At 28.6% G+C, this 19,297-nt stretch carries 15 protein-coding genes and 1 pseudogene; 8 read left to right on the plus strand and 8 right to left on the minus strand.

Annotated elements, in window-relative coordinates; all coding sequences use genetic code 11:
* Positions 1-46: 46 nt before the first annotated feature.
* From ACZ5RS_RS01245 to ACZ5RS_RS01270, 6 genes and pseudogenes are all read right to left on the minus strand, one after another.
* On the minus strand, positions 47-2,191 hold the full coding sequence (locus tag ACZ5RS_RS01245; protein ID WP_464637055.1) for a U32 family peptidase: 2,145 nt from the start codon (positions 2,189-2,191) through the stop codon (positions 47-49).
* Positions 2,192-2,347: 156 nt separating this feature from the next.
* Entirely contained in the window at positions 2,348-3,169 is an 822-nt protein-coding gene (locus tag ACZ5RS_RS01250) for an SDR family NAD(P)-dependent oxidoreductase (protein ID WP_464637056.1), read from the minus strand.
* A pseudogene (locus tag ACZ5RS_RS01255) lies at positions 3,166-3,942 on the minus strand (NAD-dependent epimerase/dehydratase family protein); the annotation flags it as partial. The gene ACZ5RS_RS01250 and the pseudogene ACZ5RS_RS01255, both read right to left, overlap by 4 nt.
* 13 nt (positions 3,943-3,955) lie before the next feature.
* On the minus strand, positions 3,956-4,213 hold the full coding sequence (locus ACZ5RS_RS01260) for an NAD-dependent epimerase/dehydratase family protein (RefSeq protein ID WP_464637057.1): 258 nt from the start codon (positions 4,211-4,213) through the stop codon (positions 3,956-3,958).
* A gap of 60 nt (positions 4,214-4,273) precedes the next feature.
* A complete protein-coding gene (locus ACZ5RS_RS01265) occupies positions 4,274-5,332 on the minus strand; it encodes a sensor histidine kinase (RefSeq protein ID WP_464637058.1) in 1,059 nt (352 codons plus the stop codon).
* Positions 5,325-5,999, minus strand: coding sequence for a response regulator transcription factor (locus tag ACZ5RS_RS01270; RefSeq protein ID WP_464637059.1), 675 nt, complete (start codon positions 5,997-5,999; stop codon positions 5,325-5,327). Before ACZ5RS_RS01270 ends, ACZ5RS_RS01265 begins: the two co-directional genes overlap by 8 nt.
* Positions 6,000-6,531: 532 nt before the next feature.
* Between ACZ5RS_RS01270 and ACZ5RS_RS01275 the strand changes: the two genes are divergently transcribed.
* From ACZ5RS_RS01275 to ACZ5RS_RS01290, 4 genes are all read left to right on the plus strand, one after another.
* Positions 6,532-8,430: a phosphoenolpyruvate carboxykinase (GTP) gene (locus tag ACZ5RS_RS01275; protein WP_464637060.1), complete on the plus strand. Its 1,899-nt coding sequence runs from the start codon at positions 6,532-6,534 to the stop codon at positions 8,428-8,430.
* 110 nt (positions 8,431-8,540) lie between these two features.
* Positions 8,541-9,470, plus strand: a complete 930-nt coding sequence (locus ACZ5RS_RS01280) for a helix-turn-helix transcriptional regulator (RefSeq protein ID WP_464637061.1) — start codon at positions 8,541-8,543, stop codon at positions 9,468-9,470.
* A 389-nt stretch (positions 9,471-9,859) separates the two neighbouring features.
* Complete coding sequence (locus ACZ5RS_RS01285; RefSeq protein ID WP_464637062.1) at positions 9,860-11,161, plus strand: solute carrier family 23 protein; 1,302 nt, start codon at positions 9,860-9,862, stop codon at positions 11,159-11,161.
* A 91-nt stretch (positions 11,162-11,252) separates the two neighbouring features.
* Positions 11,253-12,140, plus strand: a complete 888-nt coding sequence (locus tag ACZ5RS_RS01290; RefSeq protein ID WP_464637063.1) for a ribonuclease D — start codon at positions 11,253-11,255, stop codon at positions 12,138-12,140.
* Here ACZ5RS_RS01290 and ACZ5RS_RS01295 read toward each other — a convergent pair.
* Positions 12,137-13,060 (minus strand): ketopantoate reductase family protein, encoded by a 924-nt coding sequence (locus ACZ5RS_RS01295; protein WP_464637064.1) that lies wholly within the window; start codon positions 13,058-13,060, stop codon positions 12,137-12,139. The two genes, ACZ5RS_RS01290 and ACZ5RS_RS01295, sit on opposite strands and share 4 nt — an antisense overlap.
* A 55-nt stretch (positions 13,061-13,115) precedes the next feature.
* Positions 13,116-15,686: a selenium-dependent xanthine dehydrogenase gene (gene xdh / locus ACZ5RS_RS01300; protein WP_464637065.1), complete on the minus strand. Its 2,571-nt coding sequence runs from the start codon at positions 15,684-15,686 to the stop codon at positions 13,116-13,118.
* A 210-nt stretch (positions 15,687-15,896) separates the two neighbouring features.
* Here xdh and ACZ5RS_RS01305 point away from each other — a divergent pair, with 210 nt between their 5' ends.
* The 4 genes from ACZ5RS_RS01305 (at position 15,897) to ACZ5RS_RS01320 (ending at position 19,041) form a co-directional block, all read left to right on the plus strand.
* A complete protein-coding gene (locus tag ACZ5RS_RS01305) occupies positions 15,897-16,313 on the plus strand; it encodes a DUF3842 family protein (RefSeq protein WP_464637066.1) in 417 nt (138 codons plus the stop codon).
* Positions 16,314-16,464: 151 nt separating this feature from the next.
* Positions 16,465-17,493, plus strand: coding sequence for a DUF1893 domain-containing protein (locus tag ACZ5RS_RS01310; RefSeq protein WP_464637067.1), 1,029 nt, complete (start codon positions 16,465-16,467; stop codon positions 17,491-17,493).
* Positions 17,486-18,289 (plus strand): metal ABC transporter permease, encoded by an 804-nt coding sequence (locus tag ACZ5RS_RS01315; protein ID WP_464637068.1) that lies wholly within the window; start codon positions 17,486-17,488, stop codon positions 18,287-18,289. Before ACZ5RS_RS01310 ends, ACZ5RS_RS01315 begins: the two co-directional genes overlap by 8 nt.
* Entirely contained in the window at positions 18,286-19,041 is a 756-nt protein-coding gene (locus tag ACZ5RS_RS01320) for a metal ABC transporter substrate-binding protein (protein WP_464637069.1), read from the plus strand. Before ACZ5RS_RS01315 ends, ACZ5RS_RS01320 begins: the two co-directional genes overlap by 4 nt.
* Positions 19,042-19,297: the final 256 nt, after the last annotated feature.

The raw sequence follows: 19,297 nt of genomic DNA on the forward strand, positions 1-19,297 counted from the left end.
GAGAGAAAATATAAAAAATGTCTAAGTGCTAGGAGGGTTATTCCTCCTAGTTTCTTTTTATCAAATAAGTTAATTCATTATTCGAGATTACCTTATATTCTTTATCTCTCTGACTAATATAATAATTGCCATCTTCTTTTTTACTATTAAGGCTATCATATGAAAAATTTGTCCTTGAGATAAATAAAGGTGGAACAAAATCTTGATTTACTTTTGAAGGAATAAAAGGCCACTGAGAAATATCCCCTTTTACAGTTTCTAAGAATAGATAAGCACCAACTAAATTTATATCTGAATCAAGTATTGATTGGGCTGAAAATCTATTAGCTAAATATAAATAAATATCTACAAAAACTTTTACATTTAATGTTTCTACCCATTTAATATGTGCAATATTGTTCAAACCAAAATAAACTTTATCAATCAAATTATTATTTCTTAATTCTTTTACTAATTCTTGCAAGTTTGAAATTTGTTTTTTCTCATTAAAGAACACTGGAGGTAAAGGAATATAATAAATGCCATCATAATTTATTAATTGTTCTATTTTTGTCGGAACTTCTTCATAAAATGGTAATTCACCAATTTGAATTTCTGATCTATTTGGAAGTTTTTTTATAGCTTCATCAAAATTATATTCTTTAAAGTCAATTGGCTTTTCTATATAAGCAGCAACTTTTTCATCTACTATATTATAGAAAGCTCTTCTCATTTCTTTTATTGCTGATAATGGCAAAAATATATTATCTATATCAAACTCAGTATTATTGACTAAATCAATAGAATTAATTTCATAATTACTATTTTGTGATTGCTTAAAAATTTTCTCAATTTTATTTTTATAATCAAAAGCTTTATCCGATTTTTCAATTAAAAGCTGTTTCTCGGCTACAATTTTACCGATAAAAATTAAATCAGCTTCAACTTTTATAGAATCATTATCAACTATAAATTTAGCATCAGAATAAATCTTTGATAAAGGTAATCTATCAGTATTAATTAATTTTTCGTCTTGATCATGCTTTTTTATTAAAAAGAGATCATCATCAACTTGAATTTCATTTTCTTGTTTTGATAATAAAAGGTATATTAAATCATTAGGTTTTGCTCTTTTAATTTCTTTACCCGATTTATTTATCATAGCTTTAACACTAAATTTAATTGCATTATCAACGCTTTTATTTTTATTTAGAAACATTAATCCATCATGAATTGCTAATGATGTTTTTAATTTAATCAAAGCATAATTATTATTTCGTATGCCCTTTTTTTCTATTACTTTTGCACAGTAAAGACCTTTATGCGAAGCATATGTATTATCTATTAAATTAGTTTTTTCTTCACTATAACTTTTAAGCCAGCCCATAGAACTATTTCTGCTAAAAGTTGTTTTAACATCCTCTAATAAATCTTCATAAGGTTTATTATCAATAATTGCTCTATAATATTTAGTGACAGCAGAAACATAAGAAGGAGACTTCATCCTGCCCTCGACCTTTAGACTATCAATACCAATTCTTTCTAATTCTTTTACTATTTTATTTGAATCTAAATCCTTCATAGAAAAGAAATAACCTTTTTTATTATTATAGGAAAACCAAGTCCTACAAATTTGAGCACAAGCTCCTGCATTTGCACTTCTATTTGTGATAATTCTACTAGCCATACATAAACCAGAAAAGCCATAACATAATGCACCATGAATAAAGACTTTTAATTCAACATCACTACACTCTTTTCTAATATTTTCTATTTCTTTTACACTTAATTCTCTTGATAAAACTACTCTAGAAAATCCCAACTCTTGCATTTCTTTTACCCCTTGAACTGAATGAACAGCTAATTGGGTACTACCATGCAAAGGAAGAGTTAAAAAATATTCTTTAATAATTTTTGCAATACCTAAATCTTGAACGATTATACCATCACTTCCAATTAATTGAATTTGTTTTAACAACTTTATAGCACTATCAATTTGAGCATCATAAATAACAGTATTAATGGTTACATAAACCTTCTTATTATTTGTTTTTGCATACCTATATATTTTTGAATATTCTTCAATATCAAAATTTACAGCTTTTTTTCTAGCAGAAAATTTTTGTAAACCTAAATATATTGCATCAGCTCCATCTCTAAAAGCAACTAAGGCACTTTGCATTGATCCAGCAGGCATTGCCAATTCTATCATGTTTTATCCTTTAATAAATTATTTAACTTATTTACCAACACTTTATTATATTTTATATAAATAAAAAAAACTATAGATCCTGACAAGGGACCTATAGTAAAATGTATAAATAAGCTTAATCGAAATTTATTTATGTAAGGTTAAGGTTTTCAAAAATTAAGCTATATTATTCTTCTTTCCTGCGACACAACCACCATCCATCAAAATATCAACACCTGTTAAATATCCAGCATCAGGTCTAACTAAAAATTCAATCAATTTAGCTATTTCTTCACTTTTACCTGATCTCTTAAATGCACAATATTTTCTATATGTAATTGCTTCATCTTTTTCTACTTCCCCCATAGGAGTATCAAAAGTTCCTGGGGATACTGATAAAATTCTAATTCCGTTTTCACCAAAATCACTAGCCATTGCAGCGCTATACCAGATTACAAAATTCTTTGATAAACCATATGCAACATCAGCTCTAAATTTTTTAGGGAAAATTTTAATTCTCTTCATCATTTTTTTGAAAAATTGATCCTTATTTGATAATGCCAATCTATATACTTTTTTAGGAATTATAATTTTAGGCATAAAGTATCCAGCCATTGAAGAGACATTTATTATACAAGAATTATTTTCCATAATTGGTAGAAATACTTCATCAACATTTATTGTTCCTAAAGCATTAATTTCCATAATTCTTTTTCCATTATCCATATGTGGAGAAACTCCAGCAGCATGAATAACTGCAACAATTCTACCTAAGCTTGAAGCGTGATTTGCCAAATCACGAACGGAATTAATATCACTTACATCACAAGGAAATGCACAAGAAGCAATTCCTAAAGCTTGTAACTCATTAACAGCAAATTTTAATTTTTCTACAGTACGCCCAGTTAATATAATAATATCATCTTTATCAGTAAATAATTTTGCTGTAGCAAGGCCCATTCCACTACCTCCGCCAGTAATTACATAGACATTTTTCATACTACTTCACTCTTTTTAACTGTTGATTTTTTTGATGGGATTTTATTTATTGAACTTAACCATTCAATTTCATCATTGATAGTTTCTGAAAAAGGTCTAACCTTATAGCCAAGTTCAAATTGAGCTTTTTTATATGAGAAATTATTATTTCTACTTAAATTATATACTGCATAAGGAGTTAAGGCTGTTGGTTTCTTAGTTATTTTTGTAATTACTTTCAAAACTCTAGCAATAGCCATTGCTACACCCTTTGGTATAATAGTTTTAACATTCTTACAGCCACTAGCATTTGAGATTAAATCAAACATTTGACGAATTGTTACATTCTCATTCGCCATGATATAACCTTCACCTTTTCTGCCTTTATCAACACAAGCAATAACGCCATCGGCTAAATCTCTAACATCAACTGCATTAAAAGAACCTGCAATACCTGCTGACATTTCTCCAGATACAAATTCCATAATAAATTTACTAACTGGACCAAATGCATAATCATGAGGACCACAAATTCCTGATGGATAAACAATTGAAGCATTTAAGCCATCATTTTTTACTGCATTTATAACATATTGAGTTGCTAAAGCTTTTGATTTACCATAATGCCCAACAACTTTTTTAGGATTGAAAGAATCAATTTCTACAATTTCATTTTTCTTAGGCAATTCAGGAATTGCCCCTGTGGAACTAATATGTACTAGTTTTTTTACATTATGTTTTAAACATCTTTTTACAATATTTTTTGTTCCATTAACATTTACATCATACAAAAGTTTTGAATAGTGATCATCTTGTTACAATACTTGCACAGTGAATTACAACAATCTCTTTACCTTTTTCAACAGTAAATATGTCTTCTAAAGAATTATCATCTGTTAAATCACCATAAAAAATTTGTATACCGTCTGAAAGAGCATCGGCAGCTTTATCGCCTTTTAATACAAATGCTCTTACACTTTTACCTTGTTTTAATAAAGATTCAGCTACATTACTTCCTAAAAAGCCTGCTGCACCTGTTACTATATATTCTATTTCATTAATCATGTTTTCCTCCACAATTTTTAACTTTCTAAGTGGAGGATGCAATATAAAATTAAACTGAAATTAAACTTTTGGAAAAATTAAAGAAAAAATTACTTTTTTTTCTCCTTGATTTTCAACACTAACATTTCCTTTATGTAATTCCATGATTTTCTTAACTAAGGAAAGGCCAATTCCATTCCCTTTTAATGAATGATTAGTATCAACTTGATAAAACTTTTCAAAAATTTTATCTAAAGCTTTAGAATCTATATGTCCATCATTAATAACTGAAAGCTTATAATCTTTAAGATAAATACTAACAATGCTTTTCTTTGGAGCAAATTTAATTGCATTATCTAGTATATTTAAAATTGCTTGCATTATAAATTGACTATTACAATCTACTTTTAATTCTTGCAAATCTATATCTAATACTAGAGCTTTCTCTTCAATATTTTTTTCTTGAATAAGAATACATTGTCGTGTTAATTCTGCCAAATTAACCATTTCTCTTTCATTTAAAATAGATATATTTTCTAATTTATTTAACAATAAAATATTCTCCGAAAGTTTAGACAACCTTTGAGATTCTGTTACAATTATATTTAAATAATCAAATTTCTCAGTTTCACTTAAAGTATTATCATCTCTTAAAATCTTTGCAAAACCTCTTATTGATACAATTGGGGTTTTAAACTCATGGGAAAAATTATGTATAAAATCATTACTGAAAATTTCTTTTTTTTGAAGATCTTCACTTAGAATATTAAAACAATCTATCATTTCACCAAACTCTCTTGGTGTTTTTGATTCGTTTAATAATCTTGTATTAAATTTTCCTTTAGTTAAATTAATTAATCCATTTTTTATCTTATTTATGGGCTTCATTTGTAATTTAAAAATTAAATAAGAAAATCCAAAAGCACACATAAAAACAATTGAGACAAATATTATTAAAATTAAAGAAGTTCCGTGTACATAATAAACTGTTTTAAAAGTATCTCTAATACCTACTGAAAAGTAATGTAAGAAAACAAAAGTTAAAATTATTATTATTAATTGAACAGCAATTACAATTAAAATAGAACTAATTATTAAATAAAAGAGCATGCTCTTAGATATTTTATCTTTTTTACTCATGCTTAATTCCTTTATAACCTAGCCCTCTAATTGTTATTATTTCAAATTGATTCCAATCAGCAAACTTCTTTCTAAGTCTATTAATGTGAACATTAACAGTAATTGGATCTGTATAACTTTCTTTTCCCCAAATCTCATCCATCAATTGATTTTTTGTAAATATTTGTCCTGGATATGCTAATAATTTAAATAATAAATAAAATTCTTTCGGAGGCAATAAAATTGAATTCTTATCATCACTAACGGTCAATGAAGCATAATCTAAAACTGCATCCTTTATAATAATTTTCTTATCTTTGGCAATCTTAGCTCTTCTTAATAAGGCGTTTATTCTTAAAAGCATTTCTTCTTCATCAACAGGTTTTATCATATAATCATCTATTCCAGATAAAAAACCTTTTTTTATATATTCATGTTCACCTCTAGCTGTTACCATCAAAATAGGAATTTGAGATTTTACAGCTCTAAGGTTTTTTGCAAAAGAAATACCATCCATTTTAGGCATCATTATATCCAATAATATTAGATCAACATATTCTCTATCAATTATATCAAATGCTTCTTCACCATCAGATGCTTCCAAAACATTGTACCCTTTATTTTTAAGTACAGCTTTCATAAGTTTTCTTGTGTTAGTATCATCTTCAACAACCATTATTGTTAACATAAATATTCCTTTTTAAATTTCTAATATCCCCTTTTTTTAATAATTATAACTTATAGTTTCAATATTATATATAATTATTTAATTTTCACACTTAATTAATGTTACACTAAAATAATATACATTTCTTCATATTTATCACATAAAAAATTAAATTTATTATACTTTTTAGTCAAAATAACAAATTAGTGCAAAATCTTTTTTAAGTTATATATTTTTATTTTCCAAATTTTTCTTCTTTGTTAATAAAAGTATATCAAATTCATCATAAAAATAGTTCACTATAATATAAAAAGGAATTTTTAAGTATTGATATTTTTAGTTATATTTTTTATTATTAGATAAGGAAATACAATATTTTTGTATAAAGATTTTTGGTCAGATACATAGTTTATCTTGATTTTTTTTTCTATTAAAAGATAGAATTATTATGTTAGATGAAAATCATCTAGTAATTAGTAAAAACATTATGATTACAATAATGTAATTATAGATTTTAGGGTATCTTTTTTAAGATACACCAAAGGAGAAATAAATGAATTCTAAGTATGCCGATTTACTTAAGAGCAAAATGAATGAAGCTAGCTATAAGAAGCTAACTGCACTTGAAAATGAAAAAGTTTTCAATTTCGTTGGACAGTTTGCTGAACACTGTAACCCAGCAAGTATCTATGTTTGTGACGATAGCAAAGAAGACGAACAATACATTAGAGAACAAGCTTTAGCAAAAGGCGAAGAATTTGTATTAGCAAATGACAAACAAACAATCCACTGGGATGGACCAGCTGACCAAGCACGTGACAAAGTTAACACACGCTATCTAGTATACAAAGAAAACCTAGAAAAAATGAAAAGCTTAAACTCTCTTGACTATGATGAAGGTCTTGCAGAAATTATGTCTATTGCAAAAGATAACATGGCTGGAAAAGATGCAGTTGTTAAATTCTTCTGCGAAGGTCCTGCTTTTAGTGAATTCACAATGCCTTGTGTACAATTCACAGACTCTTGGTATGTTGCACACTCTGAAGCTATTCTTTATAGACCTGCTTACGAACACTTCAAAGAAATGAAAGATTCTGAAAAAGATGATTTCTTCAGATTCATCCACTCAGCTGGTGAATTAGATGAAAGAAATTGTTCTAAGAATGTTGATAAGAGAAGAATCTATATGGATACTCAAAACAACATCGTTTATTCAATGAATGCTCAATATGCTGGTAACACTGTTGGTCTAAAAAAACACTCAATGCGTCTTGCTATCAACAAAGGTGGACAAGAAGGTTGGTTATGTGAACATATGTTCGTAATGGCTTGTGTAAACGAAGACAAAGGTCGTAAAACATACTTCACAGGTGCTTACCCATCAGCTTGTGGTAAAACATCTACAGCTATGATTCCTGGTGAACAAATTGTTGGTGATGATATTGCTTACTTCAGAAACATTAATGGTGAATTCAGAGCTGTTAACGTAGAACAAGGTATCTTTGGTATTATTAAAGACGTTAATGCAAAAGATGACCCAGTTATCTTCGAAAACCTACAAAAGAACCAAGAAGTTATCTTCTCTAACGTATTACGTGGACCAGACAATAAACCTTATTGGTTAGGTTCAGGTTTAGATACTCCTAAAACTGGTGACAACTTCTCTGGTGCAGATTGGTTTGAAGGCAAAAAAGATGCTGCTGGAAACGAAATCAAATGTGCTCACGGTAACGCTCGTTACACAATGAGACTTGACTACTTAGATAACTTCGACCAAGCTGGTTTTGAAGATAAGAAAGGTGTTAAAGTTGAAGGTGTTCTTTACGGTGGTCGTGATAGCGATACAACAGTTCCTGTTGAAGAATCAGCTTCTTGGGAAGAAGGTATCTTATTAAAAGCTTGTACTCTTGAATCAGAAACAACTAGTGCAACTTTAGGTGCTGAAGGTGTTAGAAAACCTAGTCCAATGGCTAACATGGACTTCTTATCATACCCATTAGGAGAATATACTTTAAATAACATTAACTTTGTAAAAGATATCAACAATGTTCCTAAAGTATTCTCAACAAACTACTTCTTAAGAACTCCAGAAGGAAAATTCTGTACTGACAAACTAGCTAAGAAAGTTTGGTTACATTGGGCAGAAGGTAGAATTCATGGTGAATATGAAGCATTAGATACTCCTACTGGTAAAATTCCACTATATGAAGATCTAAAAGTATTATTCAAAAAATATTTAGACTTAGATTATACTCTTGAAGAATATACTTACCAATTCACTTTCCGTTGTGACAAATGGATTGCTAAATTAGAAAGAAGTAAAGAATACTTCAAGAAGATGGATGAATTCTGTCCTCAAATGATTTTTGACAAATGGGATGCATTCATTAAGAAAATTTCTGATGCTAAAGCAACTTATGGTTCTGAAATCAAACCTGGTGAATTTAAATAAGATAATTTAATTACACTGAAAATTCATAGTCGTCATTTATTGGCGACTATTTTTATTTGCCCTAATTATTATTTTCTTTATTATTATCTTTCTATATGATAATTTAAAGTATGAGTCAAACAGAAAGAATTATATACATTGATAAAAACTTATCACAAAATAAAACCTTAACTTTAAAAAATATATCAGATAGATTCGAAATAAGCTCTAGACAGGTTAAACGTGATATTGAATATATGAGAGATCGTTTCCTTGCTCCAATTGTTTATGATTATCAAGATAAAAAATATAAATATGAAAACAAATTTTCTCTTACAAATATTAATGATGACAAAACATTAATATTTAAGGCTATTTTTGATAACTTTAGCCATGCTAATGGACTACAGCCTTTATCCTCTTCTCTGATTGCGGAAGGTATTAATAATACATTAGATGAGTCAGCTAGAAATTTATCTAAAAAAATCTTATTTCTTTCTCCAATTATAGATTTACCTGATCAAAAAATATTTTCTGCCGTATCATTTTCTATGAAAAACAATTATTGCTTAACTTTCGAATATACCTCTCTGACTAACAATGTATCAAATAGAGAAGTACAACCTCTAAGACTTGTAAATGATGGTAAAGCATGGTATTTAATAGCCTTCGATCTAAATAAAAAAGAATTAAGAAATTTCCACTTATCTAGGATGAAAAGACCAAAAGAATTAATTAAAGCATATATATATACTGAAGATGATGATGAATTACAAAAATATATTTCTTCTGGATTTGGTATATTTATGAATACAATTAGTTATACGGCAACGATAGAATTTAAAGATACTGCTGCACATATTGTAAAAACACAAACTTGGCACAAAGATCAAAAGATTGAATATAAAAAAGATACTCTTTTATTAACATTACCCTTTTCCTCATATCAAGAAATTTTATCAAAAATATTGTCATTTGGAGCTTTAGCAAGACCCATATATCCCGAAAAACTAATTACTCTTTGGAAAGACGAGATAAATAAGATGAAAAATTTATTATAAATAAAATATACAGGGACATTATATGTCCTTGTATGTGGGCTATACTGTGTACATAAACAAGGAGAGCCCCAATTATGGAAAATACTTATTTATTTAAAAAACCACTAAATCATATATTTAATAATAAAAAACTCCTAATCATTTTATTATTGTTAACTATTCTTTTATTTCCAATAGTCTTAATTATTGGGGCATTTATACCACTTTTCAAAAACAAATAATCTCCTTTTTTATCTTTTTTCTTCACATTTGTTGCACTCTGTTGAAGAAATATTAAAATTCCCCCTATTCTTTTTTAATAGGGGGTTCCCTTTTGTTTGGTATTTTTGATATTGTATAATGACTTATCATAAAGTCATAAAAATCACAATCTTTCTTTAGGAGTTTTTATGTCAGGTAAATTTATGAATAATGGTGCCGTTTATGGCCCTAGTGAAAAACCCCCTGTGCAAGAATGGGTATTCTTAAGTATTCAACATGTATTTGCTATGTTTGGTGCTACCATTTTAGTTCCAATTCTTACCGGTCTTAGTCCAAGTGCAGCTCTTTTTAGTGCTGGAACAGGTACACTAATCTACATTTTATTAACAAAAGCAAAAGTTCCTGCATTTTTAGGTAGTTCATTCGCTTTTATCCCTCCAATTACTTTGGTATCTGCAACTTACGGTTTACCTTATGCTTTGGGGGGTGCTTTTTGTGCAGGTATCTTCTACGCAATTGTAGCAGCAATAATCAAAGTAGCTGGTCACAAATGGCTTGATAAAGCTTTACCTCCAGTAGTAATTGGTTCTGTTATTATTGTTATTGGTCTAAATTTGGCACCTACTGCAATGGATATGGCTATGAATGATGCAAGTGGAAATTATAGCATGGTTTATCTTTCAATTGCTCTTGTTACATTAACAATAACAATCATTGCTAATATATTCTTCAAAAGATTCTGGGCTTTAATTCCAATTCTTATTGGTCTTTTCAGTGGATATATATTTACACTAATTATGGGTTCATTCTTCCCTGCATATCATATAATTGATTATTCAACTGTAAAACAAGCAGCATGGCTTAGTTTACCTACATTCGCATTTCCTAAATTTAATATAATTGCAATCTTATCTTTTATAATTGTATCTTTTGCTACACTTTGTGAACACTTAGGAGACATCCTTGTTTTAAGTAACGTTGTTGGTGAAAACTTCTATGAAAAACCTGGTCTACATAGAACTATCCTTGGTGATGGTATTGCAACTGCTTGGGCATCAATGTGGGGTGGTCCACCTAATACAACATATGGTGAAAATATCGGAGTTTTAGCAATTACAAAAGTTTACAGTGTATGGGTTATTGGAGGAGCTGCAGTATTAGCAACTTTATTATCATTCTTTGGTAAATTTGGTGCTTTAATTCAAACTATCCCAACTCCTGTTCTTGGTGGTATTTCAATGTTACTATTTGGAATTATCGCTTCTAGTGGTCTAAGAACTTTAGTTGAAAGTGGTGTTGACTATCAAGATAAGAGAAACTTAACAATAAGTAGTGTAATTATGGTTATTGGTATCGGTGGTGGTATGATTTCCTTCCCATTAAACGATAACTTAACATTCGCTCTTGGTGGTGTTGCTTTAGCAACTTTAGTTGGTATTATTTTAAATTTAGTATTACCACAAACAAATCCAGATGTTAAATATATTTAATTAATATATAACTTATAAAATTAAAGGGACTCAATAGTGAGTCTCTTTTTTATATCTTTATTATTTTCATAAAAAATTATATGTTTTATATATGTATAAATATAAACTAATAGAAACTGAACAAGAATTAATAAATTTACTCTCTTACTTTAAAGAAAATAATCTCAAAAGCATAGCAATGGATTTTGAAGGCGAATTTAATTTACACATTTATGGAGAACATCTATGTTTAATTCAAATATTTGATTCAAAAGATTTTTATCTTATAGATCCTTTTAAAATAGAAAAAGAAGGATTAAAAACTTTTTTGGAAGATAAAGAAATTGAAAAAATCATGTTTAGTTGCGATAGTGATGCTTCCCTTGTCAAAAAACAATATGATATACAGATACAAAATATATTCGATGTAAGAATTTTAGCCTTAGAATTAGAATTTGTTAAAGGTTATGCAGCCTGTGTAGATTATTTTCTAAACAAAAATATTGGTAGCAAATCTTCAAAGAAAAAAAATCAAATGACAAATTGGCTTAAAAGACCTTTGAGTGAAACACAAATTCAATATGCTCTTGAAGATGTTGCTCATTTACACAAATTAAAAGAAGTGTTAATAGAAGAAACAAAAAAAGAAAAGAAATATGAAGCAGCTATGCGTAAAATGAAAACTGCGGGTAAAATTACTAAACCTTTTAAACCCGGTTGGACAAAACTTTCGAATTGGAAAAAACTTAATAAAAAAGATAAAATATTTATAAAACATTTTTTTATTGCAAGAGATATTGTTGCAAAAAAATTGAATGTTCCAGCTGTAAGAATTTTAGAAAAGAAAAAGCTTACTGATTTATTAAAATCTTATGAAGATAAAGCTAAATTTAAGCAAATAATAAAAAACAAAGACTATAAAATAGAAAGGCTTTTATCCCCTTTAATGGAAAAAGCCATTCTAGATGCAAAACAAGAAATAAAAGAAAAAAATCTTTAAGCTTTATTTCTCATCATTTCATTTCTGCATTCAGCACCTTGTGCCAAATAATATATACTTTCACAATATGGAACTTTTAATCCATATTTTTCTGCTAAATCAATAATAGTTTTGCTAAACCATTTATTTTCAGTAGTTCTAGAAGCTTCTATATCTTGGCACATTGAAGTTTTTCCGTAAGGATCTAAACTTTCTATAACCTTTTGATTATTTATAATATCTTCATCAGTTAAATCAATCCCTTCTTTATTAGCTATTAATTTAACTTCTTGTGCCACATTAAATACTAATTTCTTAACATCTTCATTTTTAAATACACCATAGCCAGCTCTTAAAATTGAAGAAATTGTATTATATACAATATTAAGCATAAATTTATTCCATAAATCATGTTTAATATTTTTAGGTATTAGATAATTTATTCCAGCTTTTTTAAATAGATTCTCAACAGCTATAACTTCAGAAGTCTTTTCATCATTTTCACTACCAAAAACTATTATACCATCACTTGAATAATTAATTTTTTGATTAACATTTTCACTACTTAAACCAACAGCAAAACTATATAAAATCTTTGATTGAGGAAATTTCTCTTTTAGAATTCTTTCAGAAACAATTCCATTTAATAAAGATAAAATAATAGTATTTTCATCAACAATACCTTTAACATCTTCAATAACTTGTTCAATGTGATTATTTTTGGTAGCTACAATTAGCAATTGAGCTTTTTTAGCGTCATTTGAAGAAACAAAATTATAGAAACTTTTTTTATTATTAATTAATATTCCATTTTCTTCATATCTGCTTTTTCTTTCTCCATTTACAATAACTTCAAAAGAATCAACAACTTTAGAAATCATATCTCCATAAATAGCTCCAACAGCGCCCAATCCAATTAAACTTACATTATTAATTTCCATCAAAGATTATCTCCTATTAAAATATCCTCTAGTATATTAGAGGATATTATATAATCTATTTAGCTTCTTTGTTTTTTTTATAAGGCGTGCCTCCTAAAGGCAATTCCTTTCTAAAAATACCATCATACCTATAATAAGCCATCTGGCAAGCTGGTGCAGTAGCAATTGTACTTAATTCACCAATACCTTTAGCTCCATAAGAATAACCTGTTTCTCCGGGCCCTGTAACAAAATGTGTTTCAATCTCAGGAACATCAGTACTTCTTAATAGGCCTAGTGTACCATATTTTACCTTAAGATATCCACCATAAGTTGGAAAATCTTCTTTTAAGCCATAACCTAATCCCATTACAACACCACCTTCAACTTGTCCTTCTAGGGTAGTTAAATTAACAGGAGTCCCAACATCACTTATAGCATAGATTTTCTTTAATTTCCCTTCATCATCCAATTCAACTAATTGTATTGCATAACTATAAGCTAAATGGCTAACAGGATTTTTTTTAGTTGAAGTAATTGGATCAGAATAAAAAGTAAATTCACCAAAATATTCTTTACCTTCCAATTCTTCAAGAGAATATTTATCTAAATCTTTTTTTAGTTTTTCAGAAGCTCTTTTAATTGCTTCTCCTGTAAAAGCTGTTTGTCTACTTGCAGTACTACACCCTGAATCAGGCGTACGTTTTGTATTAGGAGGTTCAACTAATATTTGATTTCTCGATAATTTACAAGTTTCACCTAACATTTGAGTTGCCATAGTTGCAATTCCTTGCCCCATACAAGAAGCACTGGTTCTAATATGAACAATAGAATTCTCAATTGATAAAATACAACGACCTGAGTCAGGAACACCAACACCAATACCAGAATTCTTTAAAGAGTTTGCAAAACCAATTTTTTTTGGATTCTTATAATAAATATCTCTAGCTGCATCCATGCATTCTAAAATACCACAATCCTGAGATGTAATTTGCCCATTAGGCATAATATCACCAACCCTTAGAACATTCTTATATTTAAATTCAAAAGGATCCATATTTACTTTTTCTGCTAACAAATTCAAGTTTGATTCAATTGCAAAACAACTTTGAGTAACCCCAAAACCTCTAAAAGCACCACCTGGAACATTATTTGTATAAACAGCTTTTCCTACAATTTCAATATTTTGATAATTATAAGGACCTGATGCATGTGTACATGCTCTTTGTAAAACAGGACCACCTAAAGATGCATAAGCACCAGTATTTGCGATAATTTCTGCCTTCATTGCAGTAATTTTCCCATTTTCATCACAAGCTGTAGTTATATCAATTTCCATAGGGTGACGTTTTGGATGAACCATTAAACTCTCTTGTCTACTAAGATGTAATTTGACAGGTTTTTGTGTAAGATAAGCCATTAATGAAGCATGATGTTGTACACTCATATCTTCTTTTCCACCAAAACCACCACCTACTAAAGCAGCTTCAACTTCTACATCCTCTAAAGGTAATTTAAGCATTCTTGCAACTTCTCTTTGGTCATCATAAATTGACTGTGAAGAAGTGTATAATTTAACACCTTTACCTTGAGGCATAGCAACAGTACATTCAGTTTCCATAAATGCATGTTCAGTATATGGAGTTTTATAAGTATTTCTTACAACATATGCACTATTTTTAATTGCAGTATCTGCATCACCTCGTTTAATATGCTCAACTTGAAGCAAATTCCCTTTAGAATGTACTTTTGGAGCATCTTCTTTCATTGCTTCATGCACATCAGTTACTGGTGCTAATACTTCATACTCAACTTCAATTAAAGCTAAGATTTCATCTAAAGCATCAAATTCAGTGGCTGCAACAATAGCAATTCCATCTCCAATATATCGAGTTATATCACCCTCGCCGATTAATACATCCCAATCATGAACTAAATGCCCCAATTTATTTTCAGGCACATCTTTACGAGTAGCAATTCTTACACATTTTGGATGTTCTTCTGCTTTAGAAACATCTAGTTTAACAACTCTAGCTCTTGGATATGCACTTCTTAAAACTTTTAAATGGAGCATGCCTTCAATATAAATATCATCAGTAAATACACCCCGACCTAATGCTTTTTCAATTGCATCTGGACGTAAGAATCTTGTTCCTAATTTTGCTTCATCATTATTAACATTTGGAATCTGTAAATTTTCTCTAAAATAACGAGCACAATCCAATATAGCTTGTTCGATTTTTATGTAACCAGTACACCTACAAATATTTCCCCTAATTGCTTTTTTTACTTCTTCAGGGGTAGGATTATCATTTACATCAATTAATGCTTTAGCCGCAAGAATCATTCCTGGAGTACAAAATCCACATTGGACAGCACCAGCATTTGCGAAGCAGTATCCGTAGACATCTTCTTCTCTTTGAGAAAGACCTTCGATAGTAATAATATTTTTACCATCTAATTTTGAAACCTTGTTTACACAAGCTTTTGTAGCTTTACCATCAATAATAACAGTACAAGTTCCACAGGCGCCTTCACTACAACCATCTTTTGTTCCATAGAGATTAAGATTTTCTCTTAAAAATCTTAATAAAGACTTATCTACATCCGTCGATATTTTTTTACCATTAACGCTGAAAGTATGCACAGCGTTCCTCCCGGTTTGCACGTTGTGCGTTAAAATCTGCGTGTCGCTTAGTTTAACGTACGGTTAAGTCTGTGATACAACGCTATATATATTTTTTCATATCTGCCAACATTTTGTCAATATATTTTTATTGAATTAAAAGAATACAGTATTTAATCTAAGTTTTATATTATATTTTACACAAATTAAAATATAAATTATACTCTTTATATGAATAATAGCAAAACAATTACAGTTATAGATGGACAAGGTGGTAGCCTTGGAAAAGCTCTTGTAAAAAAAATAAAAAATAAATACCCAGAAATTGAAATTTTGGCAATTGGAACTAACAGCATTGCAACTTCATCAATGCTTCAAAGCGGTGCTGATTTAATAGCAACAGGAGAAAATCCTGTATTAGTCGCAGCAAGAAACTCTAATTTAATAATTGGTCCTATAGGAATTATAGTCGCCGATGCTCTTCATGGAGAAATAACACCTAAAATGGCATTGGCAATAAGCCAAAGTAATGCTCATAAATTATTATTACCAATTTCTAAATGTAATTTGAGTATTGCAGGTACTACAAATATTGGGCTAGATGCATTAATTGAAGATATTATAAATTCTATTGATAAATATATTTAATTAATAATTGACACACCATTGATTAACTGATATTTTTTTATAAAAGGTTTCAGGAAGAAACCTACTTATATTTTATTTTGTATTAATATAGCCAGGAAGGCTTCGATATATTTTTATCTGCTTCCTGGCTATTTTTTTTTGGAGAAATTTAATGGAAAAATATTTACAACCCTTAATTGAGGGTACAACATTAAACATATATAACAACGATGAATTAGTATTTAAATCCTCAAGTTCCTGGCTTTATCCATTATTTGAATTTGATAATTTTCTAAAAACTGTAGATACAAAATTCACGAATCTTTATGCTCATGATACTGTCGGTGGGAAAGCTGCAGCAGCAATAATGATTAAATTAAATATTAAAAAAGTTAATTTTAATTTAATAAGCTTGAGAGCCAAAGATATTTTAGAAAAAAACAATGTAGAAACACATTATTCTCAGACAATTGATAAACTTCTATGTAAAACAGAAGATTTATTTGAAAATGAATTTGATATAAATACTATTTATCAAAATATAAAAATAAGAGCAAAACAAGTTCAAGGACTCTCAATAACTATCGATGATTTAGCAATCGGATATAACAAAAAAATCATTTACTCATTTAATAAGTTAGAACTTGCTGGAGGAGAAGCCTTAATTATTGAAGGTGATAATGGTATCGGTAAAACTACTTTGATTAAGACTCTTTTAAGAGAAATTGATCCTATAAAAGGTAGAATCTTAATTAATGATGAACCAATTAATAAACTTGCAACTAAAACAATTGGATATATAAAACAAGAAAAAGAAAATCAAGCATTCCCTATTAGCGTAAAAGAAGTTGTTTCAATGGGCATTGCAAGAAATACAAATAAAATAGAAAAAAATTATTTAATAGATACGAGTCTTAGAAAATGTAAAGCAATCCATTTAATTAATAGAAATTATTATTCACTATCAGGAGGAGAAAAACAAAAAGTCTCTCTTGCTAGATGTCTTTGCCAAAAAGCAAAAATATTAATACTAGATGAACCAACCTCTTTCTTAGATAAAGAAAGCAAAGATCAATTAATTTCATTATTAAATTCCTTAAGGAATGGAGAGATGCCAACAATTATTTTAATCACTCATGATAAAGATTTAAAAGATCAATTAAATTGGAGAACTTATAAAATGGAGAAACAATATGCTTAGTCTTTTATCCTTAGCTCCAATTTTTAAAGCTTTTATCGCTCTAATTTTTTCTGGTATATCTTTTCCATTATGTGGTGCAATGGTTTTAAGAATGGATTTAGTTCCATTAAGATATGCACTAATGCATGGAGTAATCTTAGGAGGGGCTATAGCTTTAGCACTAGAAATTCCTCAACTCCCAATTATAATTTTAGTTAATTTAATTGTTGTAGCATTAATTGTAAAAATTCCAACTTCAAATTCATTCTCATCCGCTGCAGCTATGGTTTTTACAATGGGCTTAGCATCTCTTTTAATGCATACCTTTAATGTTCCGGCAAAAGACTCCCTACAATTATTATGGGGATCTCCTTTTGCATTAAGTTATTTAGATATCTCAATACTAATATTATTAACTTTTGTTGTATTAATTTATTTATTCTTTAACTTTAATAATGTTACTGCAATATTTTTTGATAAATCAATTGCTAAAAGTTTAGGAATAAATGTTAATTTCCATTATAACTTCATGGTCATGATTATTGCTTTATGCATAGCCCTTGCTATGAGATTAATTGGAGCTTTATTGATAGATGCTCTTTTAATTTTACCTGTCTTAATTGCCACTAGATTAAGTAAAGGTACAAAAACTCTATTTATTCTATCTTCTGGCTTTGGATTATTATTAGCACTTTTAGGCTTTTTTACAACAATATATTTTGATATACCACTTAGCGCAACTATAGCAATCACTGCTGTATTAATTTATGCAGCAATTTCAATAATAAATAAATTTAAAAAAGGAATTATAAAATGAAAAAAAAGTTTTTAACAAGTTTTCTTATTGCATTAATAGCAATACCTCTATTCGCCCAAGGAACTAAAGAAGATTACTCTCCTTATGTTGCTAGTACTAGCTGGACTGCATCATTTGCTTATGTTGGAGGATTAGATAATGTAATTAACATTGCTCCAGCAGATTTAGTTCATCCACCTGAATATGAAATATTACCTAGCGATATCTCAAAAATTCAACAAAGCCAAGCTTTTGTTTATGCAGGTTATGAAGTAATGATGAAAACCTTAAGTGACAATCTAATTAATGATGATATTAGGGTTCAAATAAATACTGTAAACACTCTAGATAATATAAAAGCACAAGCAAAAAAAATAAGTGAAAAATATAATACTCAAGATAAAAGTAAAATTAGGGTGCAGGAAATAGAAGATTTATATAATAAGGCTAGAAAAGAAATTAAAGAAAAACACATCGATCAAATGAATGCTTATGTTCATTTCCATCAAGTAGAATTTGCAAAATCTCTTGGACTTAATGTTGTAGGAAGTTTTGGACCAAATGCAGTTTCTCCTAAAAATATCGAAGAAATTTCAAAAATTGACAATGCTTTAATTATTGATAATATTCACAATCCATTAGCTGCCCCATTAACCGAAGTTAATAAAGATGCAAAACTAGTAGTTTGGAGGAATTTCCCTAATAATTGTGAAGATCAAGCTTTATATAAAATGCTAAAAGGTAATATTGACTTACTATTAGATGCCTTCTAAAAAATATTAAGCAAAATTTTTAATTATTTAATTACTTATATTATAAGCAATTAATACTAAAAATGAATATATTTTAAATAAATATACATTTTTTTTATTAAAACTTATTGACAAAAAATCAATAAAAGATTAAAAAATATACATACATCAAAGGCGATGCAAAAGTAATTTTGCACCGTCTTTTTTTTGTTTTTTATTGCACCTATAAAAATCTTTTTTTATCAATTTGTTTTTCGAGTAATTTCGAAAAGAACCA

It is taken from the genome of Pleomorphochaeta caudata (genome assembly GCF_055395745.1).